The following is a 23,876-nucleotide window of genomic DNA, read 5'->3' on the forward strand; positions in this document are numbered from 1 at the left end:
GCACAACAACTTCCGATAGCGAGCGACGAAACTTGTCGGTGCCTCCCGATACAATCGAAAGCGTGTTCGAGGATCGCGCCGCACACAGCGCGATCCGTTCGCGAGGGAGGACGCCGATGAACGCCATTGCCGCACAACGAAAGACCTTCATCACCGAGCCCTACGTCCCGCTGGAGAAGAAGCGGCTGCCCGCAGGCCGTCCGCGCCGCTGGTACATCGCGCACAACCGCAGGCTCAAGGCCATGCGGCTCACCATCGCCCTGCTCGATTCCGGTGTGTACCTGCCGAATCAAGCCACCAACGACACGATCCGGCGCACCGCCGAGAAGATCGACCTGCGCGCGCCGTCGGATGCCACCTGCCGGCTCGTGCGCACGCTGCTGCGCTACAGCCGATGACCCTGATACGCCGAAAGCCCGCCGTGACGGGCGGGCTTTCGGGGTATCCACGACGGCTAGCGGCTGCTGCTGCGGCGGCTCTTCTTACGCGGCGGCGGCAACAGACCCTCGGCGCGCAGGCGCGATGCGTGCTCGGCCAGCGCCTCCACCAGGGGACCCACCTGCGCCGTCTCGGGCTGCACGTCCACGCGCAGACCGAACTCGATCGCCGTCTCGGCGGTCTTCGGGCCGATACAGGCCACGATGGTCCGCGCGTGCGGCTTACCCGCGATACCGACGAGATTGCGGACCGTGGAGGACGAGGTGAACAGCACCGCGTCGAAACCGCCGGTCTTGATCATCTCGCGGGTCTCCGCGGGCGGCGGCGACGCACGCACCGTGCGGTAGGCGGTGACGTCGTCGATCTCCCAGCCGCGTTCGCGCAGGCCCTCGGCGAGGGTCTCGGTGGCGATGTCGGCACGGGGCAGCAGCACCCGGTTCACCGGGTCGAACACGTCGTCGTAGGGCGGGAAGTCGGCGAGCAGGCCCTCCGAGGACTGTTCACCGCTCGGCACCAGTTCGGGGTTGATGCCGAAGGAGCGCACCTTCTCGGCGGTCGCCTCGCCCACACAGGCGATCTTCACACCGGAGAACGCCCGCGCGTCGAGACCGAACTCGGCGAACTTCTCCCACACCGCGCGCACCGCGTTGGTGGAGGTGAACACCACCCACTGGTAGCGGCCGTCGACCAGGCCCTTCACCGCGCGTTCCATCTGCGCGGGGCTGCGCGGCGGCTCGACCGCGATGGTCGGCACCTCCATCGGAATGGCACCGTGGGTGACGAGCCGTTCGCTCATCTCACCGGCCTGATCCTTGGTACGCGGCACGAGCACGGTCCAGCCGTACAGTGCACGCGACTCCCACCACGACATCTTCGAGCGCTTCTCGACCTCTTTACCGACCGTGACGACCAGCGGGCCGACCAGCTCGGAAGCGGCGTTGTTCAGCGAGGCGAGCGTGGCCTCGATGGTGCGCTGCTGACGGGTGGTGCCGCGCACGGTCACCGCCACCGGGGTCTGCGGCGCGAGGCCGTGCTCCACCAGCGCGCTCGCGGTCTCGGCCAGGTGGCCGGAGGTGGCGTGCAGCACCAGCGGGCCGGGAGCGGCGGCCAGTGCGGCCCAGTCCACTTCCCCACGCACATCGGCTTCGGTGTGCCCGGAGCCGAGCGCGATACCGGCGTAGCTCGGCACCGCCGAACCGTTGGGCAGACCGGGCAGCACCTCGAACACCATGTGCGAGCGAGTGACCGCGTTGACCTCGTTGATCACCGAATCGGTCGTCAGCGGGTCGCCGGTGACGATGCGGACCACGTCGTGGCCGTTGCGGGCCTCGGCGATCAGCGTCTTGGCCACCTCGGCGGGTTCGCCGAGCGCCGGACGCACGTCCACCGGACGTTCACCGTCCTCGCCCGGTTCCACGGCCACGCCGATGAGGGCGAGCACACCCTTGTCCACATCGGGATCGGTGAACGCCAGCGTCGCCCGCTCGAGCACCTCGCGGGCGCGCACGGTCAGCAGGGCCGGGTCGCCGGGGCCGGATCCGACGAAAAGGATCCGCCCGGGTTGCTTCTTGGTGGCTCGGCTGCTCATCGGTTGTTCTCCATCGGGCTGGAATTAGGGAAGTCTGTGGCGGGCGCGGGCTCATCGGCGACGCTCAGCAGGGCGCGGGCACCCAGGTCGAGCAGTTCGCGGGCCAGCGTGCGCCCGAGTTCGGCGGCGTCCTCCGGCGCGCCGACTATCGAAGCCCGCAACACATCGGAACCGTCGATCGCGGCAGCGCAGGCACGCAGTGACAGTTCCTCGAAGATCCGGCCGTCCTCGTCGATCGACTCGACGACCTCGGCGAGCGCGCCGATCGGCGCGGTGCAACCGGCCTCGAGTTCGCCGAGCAGCGCCCGTTCGGCTTCCACCGCGTATCGGGTCGGCGCGTCGTCCAGTCCGGACAGCACCTCGATCAGTTGCGGGTCGTCGCTGCGGCACTCCACCGCGAGCGCGCCCTGGGAGGGAGCGGGCAGCATCTGCACCGGCTCCAGCGATTCGGTGATGGCCTCGGTGCGCCCGATCCGGCACAGGCCGGCGCGGGCGATGACGATGGCGTCGAGTTCGCCCTCGCTCACCTTGCGCAGCCGGGAGTCGATGTTGCCGCGCAGCGGGAGGATGTCGAGACCGAGTCCGAGCGCACGCAACTGGGCGGCGCGGCGCGGCGCGGAGGTGCCGACCTTCGCGCCCGCGGGCAGCTCGCCGAGCACGAGCCCGTCGCGGGCGACCAGCGCGTCGCGCGGGTCCTCGCGGGGCGGGATCGCGGCGATCGTGAAGCGCGGGTCCTGCGCGGTCGGCAGATCCTTGTACGAGTGCACCGCGATATCGATACCGCCGAGAGCGAGCTCGTCGCGCAGTGCGGAGGTGAACACGCCGACGCCGATCTTCTGGACCGGGTCCGACGACAGATCGCCGGGAGTTTTGATCACGACCAGTTCGGCGGGCTGGCCCGCCGCGATCAGGGCGTCGCGCACGGTGCCCGCCTGGGTCAGCGCCAACAGGCTGCCGCGCGTGCCGATCCGCCAGGGCGCACGAGTGCTTCCTGCGGTCACGGTGTCCTCTTCCTGCACTGTCGTGGTCATGATGTGCCCTTCTTCGCACGTCCGGGCTTCGTCTGGTTGTGTGTTACGGCGCGGGCGGTCATGCCGACTGCCCGTCGCCGAGGTGTCCCGCGGTGAAGTCGTCGGCCAGCGCGGACTCGGCCGCGGCGACCTCCATGGGCGCGGCAACCGCTTGCACCGCACCGGGTTTCAGTTCGAACAGCTCGCGCAGCGCCTCGGCGTAGCTGTCACCGCCCGGCGTGGACGCCAGCTGCTTCACCCGCACCGTCGGCGCGTGCAGCAGCTTGTCGACGACGCGGCGCACGGTGCGCGCCACTTCGTCGCGAGCCGGATCGGCCAGGTCGGGCAGCCGCGAGTCGAGGCGGAGCAGCTCGGCCTCGACCACCTCGGCGGCACGCTGACGCAGCGCGGCCACCGTTGGGGTGACCTCGGCCATGCGTTGCCCGGCAAGGTATTTGGTGAGTTCGTCGGCGACGATCGCGCGGGCGGCGGCGGTGTCGTCGGCCGCGGCGCCCGCGGCCGGATCGCGCTGCAGCGACTCGATGTCGATCACGACGACACCCGGCAGCCCGGCCACGGCGTGTTCCACGTCGCGGGGCAGGCCGAGGTCGCAGAACACCAGCGGCCGTTCGGCCGCACCGGTGTTCGCCCGGCCCGCGAGGGCCCGGTGGGTATCGGCCAGGGTCACCACGGCCCCGACCGCGCCGGTACAGGTGATGACGACGTCGGCGCCGGCCATGGCGTCGATGAGCCCACCCGTCTCCACCGCGACGGCGTCGACTCCGTGCATGGTGCGTCCGGTCTCCGCGAGCCGCTGCGCGCGATCGAGCGTGCGGTTCACCACCACGATGCGGCCGATGCCCGCCCGCGAAAGGTGCGCCACGGCAAGGCCACCCATGGCACCCGCGCCGAGTACCACGGCGGTGCGCCCGGTGAGATCGCCGATCACACCGCGCGCGCGGTCGAGCGCGACCGAAACAACGGAGGCGCCGGCCCGGTCGATCCCGGTCTCGGCGTGCACCCGCTTGCCGACGCGCAACCCGTGCTGGGCCAGCTCGTGCAGGGTGCGGCCGACGGCCTGCTGGTTGTCGGCGCTGGCGTAGGCGCTGCGGATCTGGCTGAGCACCTGCTGCTCGCCGACGACCATCGAGTCGAGCCCGCTGGCCACCGCGAACAGATGCTCGGCGGCGGCCTCGCTGTAGCGCACGTAGGCGTGCCTGGTGAGGTCGGCGAAGGCCATCCCGGAGTGCTCGGTGAGCAGCTCGCCCACCACGTCGAGGCCGCCGTGGAAGGCGTCGACCACCGCGTACACCTCCACCCGGTTGCAGGTGGAGACGATCATCGCCTCGGACACGTGGCTCGACTCGAGCAAGCGGTCGACCAGTTTGGGCCGGTCGGCCTCGCTGACAGCCACCTTCTCCAGCACCGAAACCGGGGCACTGCGATGGGAGATCCCGACAAGCAGAATGCTCATGACTGCACCTCGCCCGGTTCGGTCACGCGCGCACGCGCGCCTGCCTGTTGGTTCGCTCGCTGACGCTCGCTCATGGGGTGATCACCGATCCCTGGGTGCTTGGCTGGCGTTGCCGCATGCGGGTTGGCCGAATGCGGCGCGGTGCGACGCGGCGGCCTGCCGCGCGCCGGTTCGACCGGCGCGGGGTGATTGAGGGCGGGATGGTTCTGCGGCGGCACCCGGCGCGCGACCCGGCCCGAGCTCGCGTGGGCGACCTCGGGCAGCGGCGGCGCGTCGTTGCGGGCGGCGTCGAAGGACAGCATCTGCAGTTCCATCGCCAGATCCACCCGGCGGATCTGCACGTGCGCGGGCGCGCGCAGCTCGCACGGGGCGAAACTCAGGATCGAGAGCACCCCGGCGTCGACGAGCCGGTCGCACACGTCCTGCGCGGCTTCGTCGGGGACCGCGAGCAGCGCGATCGTGGGGGCGAGAGCGGGAATCTGGGCGACGAGCAGCTCGACATCGCGCACGACGAGACCGGCGTACGACTGACCGATCACCGCCGGATCGTTGTCGAAGATGCCGACCACGGTGAAGCCGCGTACGCCGAAACCGCCATAGCCGACCAGGGCGCGGCCGAGGTTGCCCGCACCGATCAGCACCACCCGATGTCCCTGCGACAGACCGAGCACATCCTCGATCCTGGTGCGCAACTTGGCTACGTCATAGCCGACACCCCGCACACCGTTGGGTCCGAGGAAGGAAAGATCCTTGCGCAGCTTCGCCGAATTGACACCCGCCGCGACAGCCAGTTCCTCACTCGATACGATGGCAACACCGGAGTCGGCCATGCCGGCCAGAACTCGGAGATAGGTAGCAAGACGAGTCACCGTGGCCTGCGGGATATCCCGCGCGAGAGCCTTGCCGGAGGCGCCTGTCGGCGTCTCGTGCTGCTCTGTCACGTCGTCGGCTCCTCGTTCCGGGCCTGATCGCGGTCCGGTACCTGTCGTTGCTTCACCGGTTGTGGGCCGCTGCGTCTCGAGGCAGCGACCGGTGCCATGGGGGGCGTACAAACCCGATCACCACCGCTGCTGAAGGCGGCGGTGCGGATTGCGTGCCACCACCGTAACCGCTTGTGCAGGCGTTCACAAAGTCGGTGAATTTGGCCTCATTTTCGCTCGCGACCAGCGAAACGGCTCAGATCGGCCCGCAAACGTGGCTCGTCGACGTCGAAATAGCTGTGTTCACGGCCGTCCAACAGCACAACGGGCAGCCGATCGCCGTATTCGGCACGCAATGCCGGGTCGGTTGCCGCCGCTTCGTCGACATCGACGGTCTGTACCGGGAGACCGAAATCACCACAGATGGTCTCCAACTGGGCGAGTGCGATGCTGCACATTCCGCAACCGGCGCGCGTCAACAGGGTCACGGTTGGTGTGGGATTCGTCATGGCTCTTATTTAATCCCCGGGCTCGCCACGGCATGTCGGCGAATCCGGTTACTGTGGACATGTTCGCGCGACTAGCGGAGGGTACTGGTGCCGGAACGTTCGAAGGTGACTAGGGCCGGATTCGTCGCAGGGCGATTCGGCGAGTTCCCTGCGCGGTGGCAGCCCAGCCGCCTCGGCCAGGAGCTGCAGGAACAGTTCGCGCGGCTGCCGCGCAGCCCGTTCGGGCCGAGCGAGGAGGAGTTGCGCGCGAATCTGGCCGGCGAGGCCAGTGCCGATGCCGCCCTCACGCTGCACGACGCCGAACTGGCCGAACAGGGCACCGACGCGGGCCCCGAAGCGCCGCCGCGCGACCTCACCGCCGCCGCGTTCTTCGACGTCGACAACACCCTCGTGCAAGGCGCCTCGATCGTGCATTTCGCGCGTGGCCTGGCGGCCCGCAAGTATTTCAAGACCTCCGATCTGGTCGACGTCGCCTGGAAACAGGTGAAATTCCGGGTCACCGGCAAGGAGAACTCCTCCGATATGGCCTCGGGCCGGGAGAAGGCGCTCAGCTTCATCGCCGGTCGGCCAACCGCCGAGCTGGCGATGCTCGGTGAGGAGATCTACGACGAGATCATCGCCGACAAGATCTGGCCGGGCACCCGTGCGCTCGCGCAGATGCACCTCGACGCGGGTCAGCAGGTGTGGCTGGTGACCGCGACCCCGGTGGAGCTGGCGAATGTGATCGCCAAGCGGCTCGGCCTCACCGGTGCCCTCGGCACCGTCGCCGAGAGCGTCGACGGCAAGTTCACCGGTCGCCTGGTCGGCGACATCCTGCACGGTCTCGGCAAGGCCCACGCCGTGCGCACCCTCGCGATTCGTGAGGGCCTCAATCTCAAGCGGTGCACCGCGTACTCCGACAGCCACAACGACGTGCCCATGCTGTCGCTGGTCGGCACGGCCGTGGCGATCAACCCCGATTCCGACCTGCGTGAGGTGGCCAAGAACCGGGGCTGGGAGATTCGCGACTTCCGCACCGGGCGCAAGGCCGCCAAGATCGGCGTACCGACCGCGCTCGCGCTGGGCGCGGCGGGCGGCGCGGTCGCGGCGGCGGTCGCCCGCCACCGCGAGAAATAGTCAGCCGAGAACCGGGTTCCTGCGCTTGGCCAGCAGCTTGTACAGGGTCTGCTGGATGGTTTCGCGCACCTGGTCGGTGACCTCGAACATCGTCATCGGGTCGTCGGCTTCCTCCGGTTCGAACGCGGTGGTCGCGATCGGCTCACCGAACTCGATGTACCACTTCGACGGGACGGGGATCGCGCCGAGCAGGCCGAGGTGCGGGAACAGCGGGGTCACCGGGAAGTACGGCAGGCCGAGGAGACGGGCCAGCGGCTTGATGTCGGCCAGCTTCGGGTAGATCTCCTCCGAGCCGACGATCGACACCGGGATGATCGGCACACCGGTGCGCACCGCCGCCGACACGAATCCACCGCGACCGAAACGCTGCAGCTTGTACCGGTCGGCGTAGTTCTTGCCGACACCCTTGAAGCCCTCGGGGAACACCCCGGCGATGTGCCCGGAGCGCAACAGCCGTTCGGCATCGGGGTGGCAGGCGAGGGTGTGCCCGGCCTTGCGGGCGAGCGCACCGAAGACGGGCAGCTCGAACACCAGGTCGGCGGCTAGCAGGCGCAGCGCGCGGTGGGCCGGATGCTTGTCGTGCACGGCCAGCTGCAGCATGAGCCCGTCGAGCGGAACCGTGCCCGCGTGGTTGGCGACGAGCAGCGCGCCGCCGGTGGCGGGAATGTTCTCGATCCCGGACACCTCCACCCGGAACCAGTACTCCGACAGCGGCCGCAGCGCGGGCAGGATCACCGATTCGAGCAGGTGCTTGTCGTAGCCGAATTCGTCGATCTGGTAGTCACCGGTGAGCCTGCGGCGCGCGAATTCCGCGGTGCTCTCGATCTGCTTGCCGAGTGCGTCACGCAGGGTTTCCGACAGCGACTTCGGCGGCCGGGTCGGCATGCCCGGCCGATGATCGCTCAGGGCGGTGACGGGGGTGGGTTGGACCGGAACGTCCGGTTTACGCCGGGACGACGGCCGGTGTCGGGTCTCGACATTCACGTCGAGACGAATGACTTTCGCTCCTTCGTTCATGTGTGCGCTCCTGAACCGGCCCCGATGAGGCCGAGCAGTTTGTGTTCCGCGGCGTCGATCCATGCCGGATCGAAGACGGGCCGCAACGCTGCGCCCGCGATGAAGTCGTCGAATGCCTGGACCGTCGTCCAGCGCGGGGTGAAGCCGAGTTCGGTTCGCATGCGGGTGGTGTCGAGACCGCAACCGAAGTAGAAGTAGTCGGGTTGTTCCCCGCTGAAACCGCGCATGACCGGGCCCATCAGGCTCCGGCCGACGGTGCGGAAGACAAAGAGGGGTATCGGGGCGGCGATGCGCCCGGCCCGGCGGATGGCCTGCGACATCGCCAGCGCGCCGTCTCCGGCCACATTGACGGTGCCACCGTGGGCGCGGGAGGCGGCGTGTACGAGTACCGCCACCGCGTCCTCCTCGTGCAGCAACTGCATCCGGGCTTCGCGCCCGAGCACGGTCGGGGTGATCGGCGACCGCAGATATTGCACGCCGCTGTCGGCCAGCCGGGGACCGACGATCGGGGCGAGCCGCAGAATCGACGCCGACATATCGGGCCTGCGCCGCGCCATCGCGCGCACGAGCGCCTCGATATCGATCATGTCGCGGGCGAACCAACCGGCCGGTGGCGTGCGCGCACTCATTTCCTCGGTGAATTTCGCCGGGTCCTTGGCGCTGCAGCCGTACACGGCCGACGACGAACGCACGACGACGCGACGCACCGATTGCGCCTTCTGGCACACCGCGAGCAGTTGCATCGACCCGAGCACATTCAGGTCTTTCATCACAGCGCGACCGCCGCGCGCCGGTGGGCGGGTGAGCAGGGCCGCGTGGACGACGGTATCGACGTTGTTGTTCTCGACGACCTTGCGGATCAGCGGATTCCTGATGTCGGCGCGCACGAATTCGGTACGGCCCAGGCGACGGCGCACCTCGCGACCGGGGGGCATGGTGTCCACCGCGATGACCCGTTCGACACCGGGATCGGCGGCGAATCGGGACGCGATCCGGCTACCGAAGTAGCGGCTGGCACCGGTGACCAGCACGACTTTCGGTTCGTGGCGTTCCCGCGTATCGGAACCCTGACCTGACCCCACTCAAAGCCCCCTGCTTCTCATGATTTCCGCGTACCAGAGTAGCCGCATTCGCGCCACCCGCCGACACGATCTACCAGCTTTTAACGAGGACGACCCGTTATCGCACAGCGAGATTTACAAACCGGGGCATTTCACAGCGAGAGCCCGTCACCTCGAAAGGTGACGGGCTCTCGCGGGCACGCAGGCTTACTTGCCGAGTTTGCGCCGCTGAACACGTGTGCGGCGAAGCAGCTTGCGGTGCTTCTTCTTCGACATACGCTTGCGGCGCTTCTTGATCACAGAACCCATAGGGTTTCCTCGCGTTCTCTCTACTCGGCATGCACACGCGGTGTCGCGTGCGTCGTCTGGTGCCCGCGCCGCCGGGGCGCACCGGACACCACGAAGCGGTGCCACCGGCAGGCGGACACGAACCGATTGTCCATGCTACAGCGCTGTCGGCGGCACGGGTGCCGCGGGTTCTCGGCCCCGAGGCCTCGATCCTTCCCTCCCTGCGGGCACTCCTTCGTCGCACCCTCCGGTCAGTCCAGGATCGAGGCGGCCGAGAACCTATCCGGCGTCGAAGTACGACGTCTCCAGGTAGTCGTGCACCGCCTTCGCGTGCACCCGGAACGAGCGTCCGACCCGCACCGCGGGCAGTTCGCCCGAGTGCACGAGCCGGTACACCGTCATCTTCGACACCCGCATGAGATCGGCGACTTCGGCGACGGTGAGAAACTGTGTGCCACCGCCGATCACCGGTTGCGGAGTGGCACCGACTCGTGGAGCGGGTGACCCCGATCCACCGCCGGACGCCGGTGAATTACTGGACATTCTGTTCGCAGACATCATGGCACCATTGACCTCCGGCACGTCCGCGCCGCCGGCTTCCCCACCGGCGGAACAGACACGCACGTGCTTCTACGAGCTTAGCGGTGCCAGTGGGATTACTGCGACGGGTGTGAGAAATCGGTTATCGCGCCGGGCGCCCGCGTGTCATTCGCTGGACGCGCCCTGTTCCACGGATCGACGCTTGGCGGCCTGCAATGCCTCGATGAAGGTCGACCGGATCGCGCCGCGTTCGAGTTCACGCAATGCCGCGGCCGTCGTGCCGCCGGGCGAAGTGACCGCCGCGCGCAGATCGACGGCGTTCTGCCCGCTCTCGTCGATGAGCGCGGCCGAGCCGATCATGGTCTGCACGACCAGTTCGGTGGCGACCTCGCGGGTGAGGCCGAGGCCCACACCGGCGTCGATCATGGCCTCGACGACCAGGAAGAAGTACGCCGGGCCGGACCCGGAGACGGCGGTGACGGCGTCCATCTGCGTTTCCGGCACCGTCACGACCTTGCCGACGGCCTCGAGCATCTCACCGACCACTTCGAGCTGCTCGGGCTTGGCGTAGCGGCCCGGCGACAGCACGGACATGCCCTGACCGACCAGCATGGGGGTGTTGGACATGACCCGTACCACGGCGAAGCCGGCCGGTAGCTTCGACTCCAGATGACCGGTGGTGATGCCCGCGGCCAGCGAGACGAGTACCTGATCGCTGCCGCTGTCGAGGTCGGCCTTGGACAGGTCGGCGAGTACCGAGTCGACCACGTTCGGCTTCACCGCGATGACGACGATGTCGGCGCCAACGACGGCGTCGGCGGTCGACCCGGTGACCCGCACCTTGAACCGCTCGGCGAGCTGGGCGGCCCGTGGGGCGAGGGTCTCGACGACGACCAGATCCTTGGGCGCCCGACCGGCTTCCAGCAATCCGGCGACCAGCGCCTCACCGATCCGCCCACCACCGACAACAGCAATTCTCGTCATGCGGCCAACGTTAGTGGTGGTGTGGCCGCGATTGTTACTTGGCGGGGATCAGGGCCAGTTGGCGGCTCTGGGCGACCACCGCACCGGTGGAGTCGAGGACCAGTTGGTCCTCGTCGAACATGCGCTCGCCGACTTCGCGGGAGGTGGCGATGACGCGCAGCCAGCCGGGCGCCGGGACGCGACGCAGGTAGGTGGTCATCTGGACCGTCGGCGACCAGCCGAAGTGGCCGAGGTTCATCGGCACCGGCGGGCTCATGTCGGCGGCCATCATCGCGAAGGCGGCGCGGACCAGGGGGTCGGCTTCGTCGCCGTCGAAGGGGCGGATCCACAGCCGCAGCCGGGGATCACCGGTCTCACCGCGCAGGAATTCACCCCAGGTGGGGTCGAGCAGGACGTGCGCGCTCTGGCTGACGTGCACGATCTTGCCCATCGGCGAGTCCGGGGTGTAGCGGAGCGCGTCGCCGGTGGGTTCGGCGGGCATGTCGGTGTCGGGGCCGCTCCAGCGGGTGGCGGTGGCGTCGAGGTGGCCGAAGGTGAACGCGGTGCGCACCAGGGTGCGGTCGTTCTGGATCAGTTCGGCGTCGACCAGGCAGATCTGGCGGCCCTTCTTGCGGATGTGCACCGCGTACTCGACCTTGCCCGGATCGGGGGCGCCGAGGAAGTCGGAGCTGGCCGCGATGGGCGCCATGCGGGCGTAAGAGGCGTCGGCCTCGGTGAGCCATCGGGTCGCCGCGGCGGCGCTGGCGGCCACCATGGTGCCGCCGTGCACCTTGGGGCCGATGGTCCAGGTGGGGTCGATGACACCGGCGTAGCGGCCGGTTTCGGCATCGGTGGTGGTGAGCTCGGTCAGGTCGACGACCTGACTGAACGGCGCGTCGGTCGCGAGTTCTCGCGTCATCGTCACTCCTGGTCGCGGTGCACTTTCGTACAGCGTACAAGCATGGTGCCGCTCGGCATATTCCCGAGTTCGCCGCGATGGCTACGGCAGGTCGGCGTGGCGGGGCTGCGGATCGGGCGTGGCGCCCGTGAGGTGACGGCGCGCGAATTCGAGCGTGCGCGCCAGCAGGGCCGAACGGGCGGCCGTGGTCCGCGCGTTCTGGGTGTTGATCTCGGCGACGGCGTGACCGCGAAAACCCGTGTCCACCAGGTATTCACACAGCTGTGCGCACGGCTGGGTGCCGTCGCCGGGGACCAGGTGCTCGTCGTGGGCGGCGCCACGCCCGTCGGCCAGATGCAGGTGCACCAGGCCCTCGCCCATCCGCCGGGCCAGCTCGAGCGCGTCGGTTCCCGCCGTCGCGGTGTGCGACAGGTCGAGGGTGTAGTGGTCGAAACCGGTATCGGTCGGGTCGTAGGACGGGCTGAACGCGCTCACCGCGCGCCCAGGTCCCGCGCGGCGTTCCAGCCTGCGCACCGCGCCCTCACGGAACAGGGTGTCGGCCCGCATCGGGAACATGTTCTCCACGGCCACCTTCACCGGGTGGTGCGCCTCGAGTTCACCGACCTGCTCGGCGAAACCCCTGGCGTAGCGGCGCTGCCAGCGAAACGGCGGATGCACGACCACGGTGTCGGCCCCGAGCGCCTCGGCCGCGCGCACACTGCGTTCCAGCTTCGCCACGGGGTCCGCGCCCCAGACCCGTTGGGAGATCAGCAGACACGGCGCGTGCACCGCGAGCACCCGGACGCCGTAGCGCTTGGCATAGGACTGCACGGTGTCGATGTTCTGGCTGGCCGGTTCGGCCCACACCATCAATTCGATTCCGTCGTAACCCAATTCGGCGGCATAGCGGAACGCCGCCTGGGTGTTCTCCGGATAAACCGACGCCGTCGACAGCCCGATCTCGATGTTCCCCACGGCCCACTCCCTGTATTCAGCTGGTACTGAGGAGGAAGGCTAGCGGTCCGAGCGTCACGAAGACGCCGACGATGACGGCGATCACCGTGCTGAAGATGTCGTCGGTGCGGCGCAGCACCCGAACCAGCGCGACCAGACCGAGGATCACCACCATCGCGAGGGCGAGCGCCACCCAGGGCAGCGTCTCCCACATCGTCTCGAAACCCTTGAACAGCAACATGCCCGCAACGGCCGCACCGGCGCTCTGCGCGCCGAGCATCATCCACTCGCGGCGATGATCGTCGGCGGGCGCCTTGGCCGTGAACCGGGAGATCCTGCCGCCGGCCGCGGACCGGTTACGCGACGATGCGACCCGGCTCTTGGCACGGGATCTCGCGCGACCCGCCACCTTGGCCGCGGCGGCCTTGGTCGCGGCCCGCCTGCTCGCCCGGCTCGGTTTCGGCTCGGGCTCGTAGTCGTCGTCCTCGTACTCGTCGTAGTCGCCGTAGTCGGTGTCGGAGTAGTCGTTGTCGGCGTAATCGCGGTCGGTGTAGTCGGATTCGGCGTAGTCGTCGGTCGCCGGTTCCACGCCGCCGAGGCGATACACCTCGGTGCGCGCGTCGGCGGTGGCGTCGATCTCGGCGCGCTGACGCAGCAGATCGCCGGCCACCGAGTCACCGGCGAGCAGCGGCTGTTCCTGGCTGATCGGCGACCAGGCCGCCGTCGGGAGACCGCCGCTTTCGGGCGCCTGATCCTGCGCGGGGCGGTGCCTGCGGGCCGACCACGACGGCAGACCGCCGCCCTTGCCCGCATCACGTCTGCGCTCGAGCGACGGGCGCGGATCGGCGGGGGCCTCGGGTGCGGGGCTGTAGGCCTGCGTCGGCTGCGGGTAACCGTTCGGCGCCGGATAACCGCCGTCCCTGCCGTTGAAAGCCTGCGGCTCGTAGGCGGGCGGTTCGTAGGGTGTCGGCTCGACGCTCGGGTGGTTCTCGAATCCGAGATCCGGGAAGGCGTTGAAGCCGGGGGTCTGGCCGGGACGACCCATGAACGCGCGCGGCGCGTCGATCCCCGACTCGTGCAGCGAGGCCGCGTACCCGCTCGCGGCGGGTGGTTCGGCGGCTTCCTCCGCGGCCTCGGCGGCGCGGCGACGCGCGGCCCGGCCACCGGTGACGGGCGGTGCGGGCGGTTCCGGGTACTCGGGTTCGTCGTCGGCCTTGCGGCGACGGCCACCGCCGACGGCGGGCAACGCACCGGAACCGAACATCTCGGCGATACCGGGGTCGACGGGTTGCGTCGTCCCGCCGGGCACACCGAGCCTGCCGTTCTGGCGCGTGTCGCGGGCTTCGGCGCGGAAGGGGCCGAACGGATCGGAGCCGGAGCGGGGCGCGGTGGGCGCGAGGGGGTCCGCGGTCGGATCGAGGCGGGTGATCGGGCCGGAGATCGGTGAGTACGCCGGTTCGGCGGGGCCGGGCGGAGGATACGGCGCGGGCTGTTGGCTCGCGGGCGGTTCGTAGCTCGGCGGTTCGTAGCTGGGTGGTTCGTAGCTGGGCTGTTCGGGCGGTGTCTCGGTGGGCGCGGCGTGCGAGCGGCCACCCGTCCGGACCACCGCGTTCTCACCGGTCAGGTCGGTGACCGAGACTCCACGACCGCTGCGGCGGCGCCTGCCGCCACCGGAGGACGGCGGCGACCCGCCCTGCGCACCGTTGCGCGCGAGCAGTTCGGCTACCGAGAGCTGTTTGGAATCCTCACCACTCATGCTGTCTCCCTACCGGTTCCACCGGCGGCATCGCCACCGGGCCACCCCCGTTGGGTTCGGTATCGAGTTTGCGCAGGATCAGCCCTTCGCGCAGCGCCCAAGGACAGATCTCGATGCTGTCGAGCGATAACGCCCGCATACTCGCCTCCGCGACCAAAGCCCCGGCCACCAATTGCTGGGACCGGTCCGAACTCACACCTTCCAGTTCCGCGCGATCCGATGCGGTCATCCGGGAGATGAACGCGATCAGCTGGCGCAGACCGGAGCTGGTCAGTGTACGGCGCACCCGCGGGCCCGCGGCCGAGGGTGCCGCTCCGGTGAGCCTGGCCAGCGAGCGGAACGTCTTCGACGTGCCGACGGCCAGGTCGGGCTTCCCCGCTTCGATCAGGGTTTTGGACGGGACGACGAGTTCGGCGTCGAGCCAGTCGCGCAGCACCGCGATCTTGCGTTTGCCCGGCGGATCGTCGCGTAACCACTCCCTGGTCAGTCTGCCCGCGCCGAGCTGCAGCGACAGCGCCACATCGGGCTCCTCGTCGCCGCCGTTGGACATCTCGAGCGAACCGCCGCCGATGTCGAGGTTGAGGATGCGCCCGGCGCTCCAGCCGAACCAGCGGCGCACCGCGAGGAACGTCAGCCGCGCCTCGTCCTCGCCCGAGAGCACCCGCAGATCGACACCCGTGCTCGCCCGCACCCGGGTGAGCACTTCCTCGGAATTGGTGGCCTCACGCAGGGCGGACGTGGCGAACGGCATCAGTTCCACGCACTTGGCCTTGCGGGCCAGATCGGCGAATTCGGCAATGGTCGTGATGAGCCGCGCCTCGCCCTCCTCGGTGATCCGACCGTCGCCGTCCATGTTCTCCGACAGGCGCAATGCCGCCTTCGACGAGCTCATGGGCATCGGGTGTCCACCACGATGCGCGTCCACCACCAGCAGGTGAACGGTATTGCTTCCGACATCGAGAACACCTAGCCGCACTCCGAATACGGTACTTGGTGATCCGGGAGTACAGGGCAGGCGACTGAACTGTTAGCGTCAGAACTTGTGACCGAAGGCGAAGGCCCCATCGCGCAGACCGGGCTCCGACCTGGGCGGAAGATCGATCCGGCCCCGGAAGTCGAGCTGGATTTCCCGCGCGAGTGGATCGAGTTCACCGACCCAGCAAACGACGAGCACCAGATCGTCGCCGACCTCACGTGGCTGCTGTCGCGCTGGTCGTGCGTGTTCGGCACCCCCGCCTGCCAGGGGATCATCGCCGATCGTCCCGACGACGGGTGCTGTTCGCACGGCGCGTTCCTCGCCGACAAGGACGACCGCAAGCGCCTCGCGAGTGCTGTGAAACAGCTCACACCACAGGACTGGCAGCTGATGGGCGAAGCCACCGAGAAGGGCAAAGTCGTCAAGAAGGGTTACCTCGAGCTCGACGAACTCGAGGACGAACCCGCCCTGCGCACCCGCCGTTTCGACGGTGCCTGCATCTTCCTCAACCGCCCCGGTTTCGCCGCGGGCGCCGGTTGCGCGCTGCACATCATGGCCGTGCGCAAGGGCATCGAACCGCTCGAGATGAAGCCGGACGTGTGCTGGCAGCTGCCGATCCGGCGCACCCAGGACTGGGTGGAGCGCCCCGACGGTGAGCAGATCCTGCGCACCGTCGTCACCGAGTACGACCGCCGCGGCTGGGGCCCCGGCGGCCTCGACCTCGACTGGTACTGCACCGGCTCCCCCGACGCCCACGTCGGCGCGAAACCGGTCTGGCAGTCCTACGCCCCCGAACTGCGCGAACTCCTCGGCGCCCCCGCCTACGAGGAACTGGCCAAGCTGTGCCGCCGCCGCGAGGGCCTCGGCCTGATCGCCGTGCACCCCGCCACGGTGGAAGCCGAACGCCTCCACGGCACGCATCCCGCCTGAGCAGGGGTCCGGTTCACCTGCCCGCAATCGCCGCGTCATCGAGGTCGGGTTGGATCGCTGCTCATGTCCAAGAAAGCGCTCTACCTCGCGACCCTGACGATCGGCGCCGCCCTCTCCATGACCGGTCTCGCCCACGCCGAGCCGAACGGCGACCCGACCAAGTACGCCGACTTCACCTCGAGCTTCGTGAGCTACACCGACCCCGCGGCGATCGATGCGGCGAAGAACGGCAAGTACATCATCGCCAGCACCCAGGGCACCTCCACCACCATCGCCTGCCGCGGCAACGGCGCCGACGTGGAGATCTACGACTGCATGCAGGAAGACGCCTACGGCTGGGTTCCGCTGAAGAAGATGGACACCCCGCTGGGCGTCGTGTGGAGCGCCATCTGACACGCACGACGAAACCCGGCATCGCTCCGATGCCGGGTTCTCGGTCGGTCAGGCCTCGAGCTTGTAGCCCAACCCGCGCACGGTCACCAGGTGTTCCGGCTTCGCCGGGTCTGCCTCGATCTTCGAGCGCAACCGCTTGACGTGCACGTCGAGGGTCTTCGTGTCACCCACGTAGTCCGCGCCCCACACCCGGTCGATCAGCTGACCACGGGTCAGCACCCGCCCGGAGTTGCGCAGCAGGTATTCGAGCAGGTCGAACTCCTTCAGGGGCAGCGTGACCTGTCCGCCGTTGACGTGCACCGTGTGTCGGTCCACATCCATCCGCACCGGCCCGGCCTCGAGCACACCGTTCTCACTGCCGGAGTCGAGTTCGTCGCCCGCTCCACGACGCAGTACGGCGCGAATGCGGGCGATGAGCTCGCGGGCCGAGTACGGCTTGGTGACGTAGTCGTCGGCGCCGAGCTCGAGCCCGACCACCTTGTCGATCTCGCTGTCACGCGCGGTCACCATGATGACCGGCACGCCGCTGCGGGTCCGCAGCTGTTTGCACACGTCGGTGCCGCTCATGCCGGGGAGCATGAGGTCGAGCAGGACGATATCGGCGCCGGAGCGGTCGAATTCGGCCAGCGCGGAGGGCCCGTCACCGGCGATGGTGACGTCGAAGCCTTCCTTGCGCAGCAGGAACGCCAGCGGATCGGCCAGCGACTCCTCGTCTTCGACGATCAACACACTCGTCATCTGCGTGCCTCCACACCGTTCGTTCGTCCAGCGGGATTGCGCTGGGCGATGGTTTCTCTCGTGGCGAGCTCGGGCGTCTGGCCCGCGTCCTCGTCCCCATCGGTTTCCAGATGGGCGGGGATGCGCAGGGTGAACGTCGAGCCGGTGCCCAGTTTGCTCCACAGGGTGATCTCACCGTTGTGGTTGGCCGCCACGTGTTTGACGATGGCCAGGCCGAGCCCGGTACCGCCGGTCGAGCGGGAGCGGGCCTTGTCGGAGCGGAAGAACCGCTCGAACACCCGTTCCTGGTCTTCTTTCGCGATGCCGATGCCACGGTCGGTGACGGCCATCGCGACGTGATCGCCGCGCAGCGACCGGCTCACCGACACGTGCGACCCCTGCGGCGAGTACGCGATGGCGTTCTCCACCAGGTTCGACAGCGCGGTGACCAGCAGCGTTTCGTCACCGAGCACTTCCAGCCCGCTCGGCCGGTCGGTGCTCACGGTGATGCCCGCGGCTTCGGCGGCGGTGCGCGAGCGGTCGACGGCCTGCTGCACCACGGTGTCGACGTCGACAACGGCCAGGTCGGGCAGTTTCTCCGCGCCCTGCAACCGCGACAGCGCGATGAGTTCGGTGACCATCTTTCCGAGGCGCCGGGATTCAGCGAGCACGCGGGAACCGAAGTGCCGTACGGCGTCGGGATCGTCGGCGGATTCGAGCATGGCCTCGGCGAGCAGGCTCATCGCGCCGACCGGCGTCTTGAGTTCGTGGCTGACGTTGGCGACGAAATCGCGCCTGGTCGCCTCCATGCGCGCCTGCTCGGAGTCGTCGTCGGCGAACAGCACGACGAAACTGGTCTCCTCGCGCGAGAGTTTGCGGGCGATGCCGCGCACCGCGATGCGGCCGCGCCCGGGTAACGGGTTCTTCGCGGTGAGGTCGAACTCGGCGGATTCACCGGTGGCGAGGACTTTCTCGACCGCCGACCAGGCGCGTTCGTCGAGGAGCCGGTTGCGGACCAGGCCGAGTTCCTCGGCGCGCGGGTTCACCAGCACCACGTCGCGGTATTCGTCGACCACGGCGATGCCGCTCTCGGAGGCGAGCACGATGAGGTCGAGCACCTGCGACATGGTGAGCCCGGTGTCCTCCTGGGTCCGTGCCGCCTGCCTGGCATTGACGTAAGGGATCAGCAGGCCCCCGACTGCCAGTCCGACGACAGCCGCGAGGACTGCCAACAGCACGGCCTGCGGAACGCTCACGTTATTGATCGTACGAGTGCACACCGACTTACCGGCGCCGGGTGGGGTGAAGTTTCGCGCAGGTCACGGGCACTTGGGGTGGTGTTCGTCCGCCGTTCACCCAGCGGGCACCCAGTGGGCCGCCGGGCGTGTCAGACGTCGGTTCCGCCGCACAGCGCGGCGCTCACCTCGGCCCCGTACGCGTCGACCCATGCACCGAGCGCATGAATCGGGACGAGCAGATCGCGACCCGGGTCGGTCCGTTCGTACTCGAGGCTTCGGCATACGGACGGCTGCATATGGGTGTCGTCCGTTCCATCCGCCGCAACGTTCGAGTCACCGACTTCCGGCTGATACCACCGGCCCCTCGAGAAGTTCGCTGTGACGTTGCGGACCTTTGTTGAGCATGGGCGGGCAAGCGACGCCCATCTTCTGACCGCACTGTCGATCACGATCGGTTCGAATAGTTGCGCCGCTACCACGGCAGGTCGTCCGTCGTCTCTATGAGAGACCGCCGCAACTCGTTCTCTTGCCCGGTGGTATCCGGGCCCAGTTGTCGCAGTTCCTCGAGAACCTCCGCAGCCCGAACCCCCTGAGTCGATGGTTTGGTCGCCTCGATCAAGGTGCGGCTGGAGTGTGCGATGAAGGGCCCTTCCCGCCGGATCTGTTCGTGCAACTCGCGCAGCCGGTCGCGGTAGGTCTCGACCGTGAACCCGGGGACCATCCAGATCACTTTGCGCAGGAAGTAGACGACGGCGCCGATGTCGCCGAATTCCATGCGGAGTCGTTCGGTGCGCTGGTCGACGATCCGCAGTCCGGCCGCGCGGGCGGCGGCCGCTTCGTCGTCGGGATGGCGCGCGCGGCGGGCCTGTGGTTGCGGCCCGAGGAAGTATTCGACCAGTTCGAACACACTCGCGGGCCCGACGTGCTGAGCCAGGTAAGTGCCGCCGGGTCGCAGCACGCGGGCGATCTCGTCCCACCACACGGTGGCCGGATGCCGGGCGGTGACCAGATCGAAAGCGTTGTCGGCGAACGGAAGTGGCAGCTCGTCCGGTGAGACGACAACGACGACACCCCGTGGGTGGAGCAGCGCGGTGGCCGCGGCGACGTTCGGCGGCCACGATTCGGTGGCGACCATGGTCGGCGGAAACCGGTCGACCCCGGCCAGCACTTCCCCACCGCCGGTCTGGATATCCAACGCGGCGGTCACGGTCGGCAACCGAGCACCGAGCAACCGCTGATACCCCCAGGAAGGACGTTCCTCGCTCGCCCGCCCCTCGAGCCACGAGAAGTCCCACCCGGCCACCGACACCGAGTCCGCTTCCTCGATCAACTCCTCGAACGTGCGCATGACCCTCACCCTGCCAGGTCAGGCCGCGAACCCGAGCCCCAACGCCACCGCGACAGGCACCAGGTACAACACCGGAAACGCCACCGTCTTGTACGACCGCGCCCGCAACACCGTCACCACCGCACCGGCGAAATAAAGGATCAGCCCAATAGCCGCAACCACCCCGACCACCGGCACCCACAGGCCCACCAACAACCCGATCGCCCCCGCCGCCTTCGCCACCCCCAACGGCGTCCACCAACTCTCCGGGACCCCGTAGTCCACCAGCGGATCGACAACAAAAGCAGCCCGCCGCAACAACGAGAATGCCGAGAACCCGACCCACAAGGCGGCAACAACGGTAACGACAACGTAGGCAGTTTCCATGACTCGACTCCTTGCCCTGCCGCGCTTTTCGCGGCGTTCACAGAGTCGACGACACAGCCACAGGCAGTGTGACATCACTCAGCCGGTATGCACACCGATCGAGGCAGCAGCCTCGATCGCGTCGATCACACGCTGCTTTCCGGCCGGTTCGATGTGCAGGTCCTGGTACCGGCGGTAAGAGAGATAACGGCCGTCATCGGACACGTCGAGCCAGGTGAGGTAGGAGGTGGGACCAGGCCGGCTGGACTGCAATCCGGTTCTGATTTCGATCCGGCCACCGGCCGCCCGTTTCGCCTCGGTGAGCCGATGCATGCGGGCGGCGACGGAATCCGGCGGGCGCTGCCAGGATTCGAAATGTGTGGCCAGCCGGTCGACATCCTCGACCAAGTGGCCGACCTGTCCAGCGGGCTGGTCGCCGAGGAAGGCGGCGAACGCACGGTTGACCAGACCCGCACTTCCGGAGAAGACCTCGACGCTGTGGTCTTCGTACTGGCGGATCACGACCCCTCGATCTCCCGTCCGCGCACCGTAAGCGCGCAGTCGGGGGCCGGTTTCGCTGAAGAGCGCCAGTGCGGTCTCGGGCCGCGCGGCATGCCGGAGTACCGCGGTCAGGTCCAGATCGGCCCCGACGGGCCAGCGTTGCGCGGCAGCCGCGGCAAGCTGCTCGTACGCGCTTTCCGTCGCGGCGGCCGAATACACGGTGAGCGGAAACGGATAACGATCGTCGCCCGTCTCGCGCAACCACACATGCGCGAATTCGTCGGGGGTGAACATCCAGCTCATGCGTTTCCGGACTCCTGTTCCGGCAGGCGGGTCGCCGGGGCGTCGGCGCCGATGGCCTGGGGCACCGCATGCTGCTCGTCACCCAGCAGTTCGGGTTGAACACCACGCAGGTAGTCGGGCGCTTTGTGCTCGTCCTCGTCGTCCTTACCGCCGCCACGTGCGCCCGGCGCACCCATCATGCCGGGGCTCATCCCGCGCCCACTGGACCCTGCGGCACCCGAAGAACCTGCGGCGCCGGGGTTTTGGCCGGCAACCACCGGGCCGCGACCAGCCAAGGCACCACCCGGTGTCGGTGTGCCGCTACCCGGCGTCGAACCGCCCGGTGACCCGCCTCCTGGCGAACCACCACCCGGTGAACTACCACCTGGCGATCCGGTACCCGGCGAACCAGCGCCAGGGGTCGTCGCGGAAGGTGTGGTCGAGGACGGATCAGTACTCGCCGGATTGGTGGTGCTGTTCTGCCCTTGCGAGTCGTCGGTACCGCTGCTGTCGTCGTCATCCGTACCGGCACTGGATGTTTCGTCGTCCGTGGTCGTGCCGGGCTGATTCGGGTCCTCGGTGGTCGCGGTGTCGCCCGCATCGCCCGGGCCGGTGTCACCGCCACCGGCACCACCATTGTTCGATCCGCCACCGCCGGAGCCAGGATCACCCGTTCCGTCGCCCGGCTGGCTCGGCGCAACGAAGGCGGGCACGGATTCACCAGCCGGACCATAGGTCGGCTTGTAGGTCGAATTCATCGCCGCGATCGCCTGCAACCGCCGGTCTTCCTTCTCCCGCTCCACAGTGCCAGCCTCACCCGGGACAGCCAGTTCGGTCAGCGACACAGGGATCGTCGACCCGACACCCGCGCCAGCCTCCTTTGAAATCGGCGGTGGCACAGCTACTTTCACAGCCTCTGCACCGTAAGCCGCGGCCTTCACCCGATGTCCGACCACCGACAGCACCGTATACACGTCGGTGGCCTCGGTGATGAACCGTCGTCCCGCCGCTTCTCCCGCCGAAGCGAACTGCCCCTCCAAACTCGAGGTCGCCCGCGCCGTTGAAATCATCAACGCGGTCACCGCACCCGAGATCTCCGCGAACATATTGACCCAACTGTCGCCGAGTTGCTGCATCTTCCCCGGCTCCATCGCCTGCACGCCGTTGAAGATATCTTCGTGCGAAAGATTTTCGTACACTTCGAATTCCGAGATGTACTTCGGATCGACGCCACCGTGGCTCAGCGATTGCTGCTGCTCCTCCGCGCCCAGCTGCTGTTGCGTCCCACCCGCCGAAACAGCCATCGTCAGTTCTCCTTACCGATGGATTTCTCCACTACCGAAGCGGTCTCCATGATGTTGGTGCAGGGGTCGAGGTTCTGCTTCTTGCCCAGGCTTAGCACCAGCGATCCGACGATGACGACACCGGACTTGGTCTCGACATGCACTTGGCACGCGTCTTCGCCTCCCGGCTGGTTACGCACCAGTCCTGCTCGGCGTCCATTCACGGTCGTTGCCTCGAGCCAAGCACCGTTCTTCTGGAGATTCTCGTCCCAAGTGATGTTGCCGGAGTCCACATTCAGCGACATCGTGTTGTCCACGTTGCGGAAAATGCATGTCAAGAATGTGTATTCGGCAACCAGATCTGGGCCTCGCCGTCGCGACTCGGATCGAAAGCCCGTGGACTCGATTTCGGCTGCACCGATCCACGTGCAGGGATCGAAGACCACCTTCGGCCGACCCGATGTCTGCGTGTACTTGTTGTCTTGTGCCGGGGGCTGCAGCTTTGCGTCGGTCAGCGTTGGTCGCGCGTGTGGCGTCGAACCAACCGAACCGTCGTGTTCTGCAGTCTCCGGAACCGCAGTACCGCTCGACGAACTACACGCCGACCCGGCCAAGGCAAACAGGACGCAAGCCCCAATTAATGCTGATTTCACCATTATGCCCGCTCAGCTATCGCTCTCATCGCATCCGAATTGAGCTGGTCCACCTCGGCGAGCACTCCGGCAGCCTGCAGGTATCCCTCCGCCATACCTCGAGCTGCGGTCGCCATCTCTCCGAGAACTTTCTTTGCCTCGCCCGCTTTATCAGAGAAACCCTTCTGCAGCTGCCCAGCGGACTCCAGCGACCCGAAACCGGTGACGCCGCGCATAACCTCGGCATCCTCGGTCCATCGGTCACACATCGCCGCGAACCGCAGGTAGCTGGCTGCCACCTCCCGAGCAGCATCCGGCTCCATCCGCAACTGCCCCGACGACGCCGCATTCCACAGCTGCGCCGCAGCCTCCCCACCGATAGCCACTGAGCCTCCCCGTGTCAGCTAGTCAGCACGCAGTCTAACGGCACACCAACTTCGGCGCGGGAGGCACCGAAACCGAGCCCGTGAGCTGCAGGTTCATCGACGGAGGGATGGCACACCGGGATCGGAACCCGCGATCAGGTATCAGGATGGAACCGAACAACTCCGGCGGGCGTCTAACAGGGTGTGTACTACCGAACCGACACTCGAGATGCACCCTTGGGGCTGCTGCAGGATCGGGTGACAGTGGTTAAGCAGCCTGTCGGACTGCTGGGGACATGATGGTTTCGAATTCGATCGGGGTCAACCGGCCGAG

25 protein-coding genes and 1 pseudogene are annotated in these 23,876 nt (G+C 68.1%); 4 read left to right on the top strand and 22 right to left on the bottom strand.

Features of this window, described 5'->3' with window-relative positions; all coding sequences use genetic code 11:
• The first annotated feature begins 116 nt into the window (after window positions 1-116).
• Complete coding sequence (locus AB0I19_RS14390; RefSeq protein WP_067485858.1) at window positions 117-398, top strand: hypothetical protein; 282 nt, start codon at window positions 117-119, stop codon at window positions 396-398.
• Window positions 399-454: 56 nt separating this feature from the next.
• Here AB0I19_RS14390 and AB0I19_RS14395 read toward each other — a convergent pair whose 3' ends face one another.
• From AB0I19_RS14395 to AB0I19_RS14415, 5 genes are all read right to left on the bottom strand, one after another.
• A complete protein-coding gene (locus tag AB0I19_RS14395; protein WP_067641909.1) occupies window positions 455-2,026 on the bottom strand; it encodes a bifunctional uroporphyrinogen-III C-methyltransferase/uroporphyrinogen-III synthase in 1,572 nt (523 codons plus the stop codon).
• Window positions 2,023-3,057, bottom strand: a complete 1,035-nt coding sequence (gene hemC, locus AB0I19_RS14400; protein ID WP_067484929.1) for a hydroxymethylbilane synthase — start codon at window positions 3,055-3,057, stop codon at window positions 2,023-2,025. The genes AB0I19_RS14395 and hemC overlap by 4 nt, the downstream gene beginning before the upstream one ends.
• A gap of 58 nt (window positions 3,058-3,115) precedes the next feature.
• Window positions 3,116-4,510, bottom strand: a complete 1,395-nt coding sequence (locus tag AB0I19_RS14405; RefSeq protein WP_225278506.1) for a glutamyl-tRNA reductase — start codon at window positions 4,508-4,510, stop codon at window positions 3,116-3,118.
• Window positions 4,507-5,451 (bottom strand): redox-sensing transcriptional repressor Rex, encoded by a 945-nt coding sequence (locus AB0I19_RS14410; RefSeq protein WP_357148554.1) that lies wholly within the window; start codon window positions 5,449-5,451, stop codon window positions 4,507-4,509. The genes AB0I19_RS14405 and AB0I19_RS14410 overlap by 4 nt, the downstream gene beginning before the upstream one ends.
• 206 nt (window positions 5,452-5,657) lie before the next feature.
• Window positions 5,658-5,939 carry a glutaredoxin family protein gene (locus AB0I19_RS14415; RefSeq protein ID WP_225278504.1) on the bottom strand — a complete coding sequence of 94 codons (282 nt, stop codon included), beginning with the start codon at window positions 5,937-5,939 and terminating at the stop codon, window positions 5,658-5,660.
• A gap of 183 nt (window positions 5,940-6,122) precedes the next feature.
• Between AB0I19_RS14415 and AB0I19_RS14420 the strand changes: the two genes are divergently transcribed.
• Complete coding sequence (locus AB0I19_RS14420) at window positions 6,123-7,055, top strand: HAD-IB family hydrolase (RefSeq protein ID WP_067642100.1); 933 nt, start codon at window positions 6,123-6,125, stop codon at window positions 7,053-7,055.
• Here AB0I19_RS14420 and AB0I19_RS14425 read toward each other — a convergent pair whose 3' ends face one another.
• From AB0I19_RS14425 to AB0I19_RS14465, 9 genes are all read right to left on the bottom strand, one after another.
• Complete coding sequence (locus tag AB0I19_RS14425; protein WP_357148557.1) at window positions 7,056-8,072, bottom strand: lysophospholipid acyltransferase family protein; 1,017 nt, start codon at window positions 8,070-8,072, stop codon at window positions 7,056-7,058.
• Window positions 8,069-9,154 (bottom strand): NAD-dependent epimerase/dehydratase family protein, encoded by a 1,086-nt coding sequence (locus tag AB0I19_RS14430; protein WP_357148560.1) that lies wholly within the window; start codon window positions 9,152-9,154, stop codon window positions 8,069-8,071. Before AB0I19_RS14430 ends, AB0I19_RS14425 begins: the two co-directional genes overlap by 4 nt.
• A 186-nt stretch (window positions 9,155-9,340) precedes the next feature.
• A complete protein-coding gene (locus AB0I19_RS14435) occupies window positions 9,341-9,442 on the bottom strand; it encodes an AURKAIP1/COX24 domain-containing protein (protein ID WP_003402602.1) in 102 nt (33 codons plus the stop codon).
• 258 nt (window positions 9,443-9,700) lie between these two features.
• On the bottom strand, window positions 9,701-9,979 hold the full coding sequence (locus AB0I19_RS14440; RefSeq protein ID WP_245655448.1) for a helix-turn-helix domain-containing protein: 279 nt from the start codon (window positions 9,977-9,979) through the stop codon (window positions 9,701-9,703).
• A 147-nt stretch (window positions 9,980-10,126) separates the two neighbouring features.
• Window positions 10,127-10,945 carry a pyrroline-5-carboxylate reductase gene (gene proC, locus AB0I19_RS14445; protein WP_357148563.1) on the bottom strand — a complete coding sequence of 273 codons (819 nt, stop codon included), beginning with the start codon at window positions 10,943-10,945 and terminating at the stop codon, window positions 10,127-10,129.
• A 34-nt stretch (window positions 10,946-10,979) separates the two neighbouring features.
• The gene (locus AB0I19_RS14450; protein WP_357148566.1) at window positions 10,980-11,843 is read right to left on the bottom strand and encodes a thioesterase family protein; all 864 of its coding nucleotides are present in this window, start codon (window positions 11,841-11,843) and stop codon (window positions 10,980-10,982) included.
• An 81-nt stretch (window positions 11,844-11,924) separates the two neighbouring features.
• Entirely contained in the window at window positions 11,925-12,782 is an 858-nt protein-coding gene (locus tag AB0I19_RS14455) for a sugar phosphate isomerase/epimerase (RefSeq protein ID WP_067485853.1), read from the bottom strand.
• Between the two features lie 31 nt (window positions 12,783-12,813).
• Window positions 12,814-14,532, bottom strand: coding sequence for a hypothetical protein (locus AB0I19_RS14460; protein ID WP_357148569.1), 1,719 nt, complete (start codon window positions 14,530-14,532; stop codon window positions 12,814-12,816).
• Window positions 14,522-15,508, bottom strand: a complete 987-nt coding sequence (locus AB0I19_RS14465; protein WP_357148571.1) for a Ppx/GppA phosphatase family protein — start codon at window positions 15,506-15,508, stop codon at window positions 14,522-14,524. Before AB0I19_RS14465 ends, AB0I19_RS14460 begins: the two co-directional genes overlap by 11 nt.
• A 66-nt stretch (window positions 15,509-15,574) precedes the next feature.
• On the opposite strand from AB0I19_RS14465, the gene AB0I19_RS14470 reads away from it, so the two are divergent.
• Window positions 15,575-16,438 (top strand): hypothetical protein, encoded by an 864-nt coding sequence (locus tag AB0I19_RS14470; protein WP_245655449.1) that lies wholly within the window; start codon window positions 15,575-15,577, stop codon window positions 16,436-16,438.
• Between the two features lie 63 nt (window positions 16,439-16,501).
• On the top strand, window positions 16,502-16,831 hold the full coding sequence (locus AB0I19_RS14475; RefSeq protein WP_357148574.1) for a hypothetical protein: 330 nt from the start codon (window positions 16,502-16,504) through the stop codon (window positions 16,829-16,831).
• Window positions 16,832-16,879: 48 nt separating this feature from the next.
• Here the strand turns inward: AB0I19_RS14475 and AB0I19_RS14480 are convergent, their stop codons facing one another.
• From AB0I19_RS14480 to AB0I19_RS14515, 8 genes and pseudogenes are all read right to left on the bottom strand, one after another.
• On the bottom strand, window positions 16,880-17,569 hold the full coding sequence (locus AB0I19_RS14480; RefSeq protein WP_067484899.1) for a response regulator transcription factor: 690 nt from the start codon (window positions 17,567-17,569) through the stop codon (window positions 16,880-16,882).
• On the bottom strand, window positions 17,566-18,804 hold the full coding sequence (locus AB0I19_RS14485) for an ATP-binding protein (protein ID WP_067484896.1): 1,239 nt from the start codon (window positions 18,802-18,804) through the stop codon (window positions 17,566-17,568). Before AB0I19_RS14485 ends, AB0I19_RS14480 begins: the two co-directional genes overlap by 4 nt.
• A gap of 589 nt (window positions 18,805-19,393) precedes the next feature.
• Window positions 19,394-20,134: pseudogene (locus AB0I19_RS14490) on the bottom strand (class I SAM-dependent methyltransferase); the annotation flags it as partial.
• A gap of 18 nt (window positions 20,135-20,152) precedes the next feature.
• Window positions 20,153-20,500, bottom strand: a complete 348-nt coding sequence (locus tag AB0I19_RS14495) for a DoxX family protein (RefSeq protein WP_357148577.1) — start codon at window positions 20,498-20,500, stop codon at window positions 20,153-20,155.
• A 78-nt stretch (window positions 20,501-20,578) separates the two neighbouring features.
• Window positions 20,579-21,283 (bottom strand): ESX secretion-associated protein EspG, encoded by a 705-nt coding sequence (locus tag AB0I19_RS14500; RefSeq protein ID WP_357148579.1) that lies wholly within the window; start codon window positions 21,281-21,283, stop codon window positions 20,579-20,581.
• Window positions 21,280-22,566: a hypothetical protein gene (locus AB0I19_RS14505; protein WP_357148582.1), complete on the bottom strand. Its 1,287-nt coding sequence runs from the start codon at window positions 22,564-22,566 to the stop codon at window positions 21,280-21,282. Before AB0I19_RS14505 ends, AB0I19_RS14500 begins: the two co-directional genes overlap by 4 nt.
• Window positions 22,567-22,568: 2 nt before the next feature.
• Window positions 22,569-23,201, bottom strand: coding sequence for a DUF3558 domain-containing protein (locus AB0I19_RS14510; RefSeq protein WP_357148583.1), 633 nt, complete (start codon window positions 23,199-23,201; stop codon window positions 22,569-22,571).
• Window positions 23,201-23,563, bottom strand: a complete 363-nt coding sequence (locus AB0I19_RS14515; RefSeq protein ID WP_357148586.1) for a hypothetical protein — start codon at window positions 23,561-23,563, stop codon at window positions 23,201-23,203. Before AB0I19_RS14515 ends, AB0I19_RS14510 begins: the two co-directional genes overlap by 1 nt.
• Window positions 23,564-23,876: the final 313 nt, after the last annotated feature.

Origin of the sequence: Nocardia sp. NPDC050413, from assembly GCF_040655475.1 — a bacterium.
Taxonomy (GTDB): Bacteria; Actinomycetota; Actinomycetes; order Mycobacteriales; family Mycobacteriaceae; genus Nocardia; species Nocardia coubleae.

Coding starts and splice junctions, on each gene's coding strand:
- AB0I19_RS14435 (WP_003402602.1), bottom strand. CDS start 9,442: ATGGGTTCTGTGATCAAGAAGCGCCGCAAGCGTATGTCGAAGAAGAAG.
- AB0I19_RS14390 (WP_067485858.1), top strand. CDS start 117: ATGAACGCCATTGCCGCACAACGAAAGACCTTCATCACCGAGCCCTAC.
- AB0I19_RS14495 (WP_357148577.1), bottom strand. CDS start 20,500: ATGGAAACTGCCTACGTTGTCGTTACCGTTGTTGCCGCCTTGTGGGTC.
- proC (WP_357148563.1), bottom strand. CDS start 10,945: ATGACGAGAATTGCTGTTGTCGGTGGTGGGCGGATCGGTGAGGCGCTG.
- AB0I19_RS14415 (WP_225278504.1), bottom strand. CDS start 5,939: ATGACGAATCCCACACCAACCGTGACCCTGTTGACGCGCGCCGGTTGC.
- AB0I19_RS14405 (WP_225278506.1), bottom strand. CDS start 4,510: ATGAGCATTCTGCTTGTCGGGATCTCCCATCGCAGTGCCCCGGTTTCG.
- AB0I19_RS14425 (WP_357148557.1), bottom strand. CDS start 8,072: ATGAACGAAGGAGCGAAAGTCATTCGTCTCGACGTGAATGTCGAGACC.
- AB0I19_RS14510 (WP_357148583.1), bottom strand. CDS start 23,201: ATGGTGAAATCAGCATTAATTGGGGCTTGCGTCCTGTTTGCCTTGGCC.
- AB0I19_RS14475 (WP_357148574.1), top strand. CDS start 16,502: ATGTCCAAGAAAGCGCTCTACCTCGCGACCCTGACGATCGGCGCCGCC.
- AB0I19_RS14480 (WP_067484899.1), bottom strand. CDS start 17,569: ATGACGAGTGTGTTGATCGTCGAAGACGAGGAGTCGCTGGCCGATCCG.
- hemC (WP_067484929.1), bottom strand. CDS start 3,057: ATGACCACGACAGTGCAGGAAGAGGACACCGTGACCGCAGGAAGCACT.
- AB0I19_RS14450 (WP_357148566.1), bottom strand. CDS start 11,843: ATGACGCGAGAACTCGCGACCGACGCGCCGTTCAGTCAGGTCGTCGAC.
- AB0I19_RS14500 (WP_357148579.1), bottom strand. CDS start 21,283: ATGAGCTGGATGTTCACCCCCGACGAATTCGCGCATGTGTGGTTGCGC.
- AB0I19_RS14395 (WP_067641909.1), bottom strand. CDS start 2,026: ATGAGCAGCCGAGCCACCAAGAAGCAACCCGGGCGGATCCTTTTCGTC.
- AB0I19_RS14460 (WP_357148569.1), bottom strand. CDS start 14,532: ATGAGTGGTGAGGATTCCAAACAGCTCTCGGTAGCCGAACTGCTCGCG.
- AB0I19_RS14440 (WP_245655448.1), bottom strand. CDS start 9,979: ATGTCTGCGAACAGAATGTCCAGTAATTCACCGGCGTCCGGCGGTGGA.
- AB0I19_RS14505 (WP_357148582.1), bottom strand. CDS start 22,566: ATGGCTGTTTCGGCGGGTGGGACGCAACAGCAGCTGGGCGCGGAGGAG.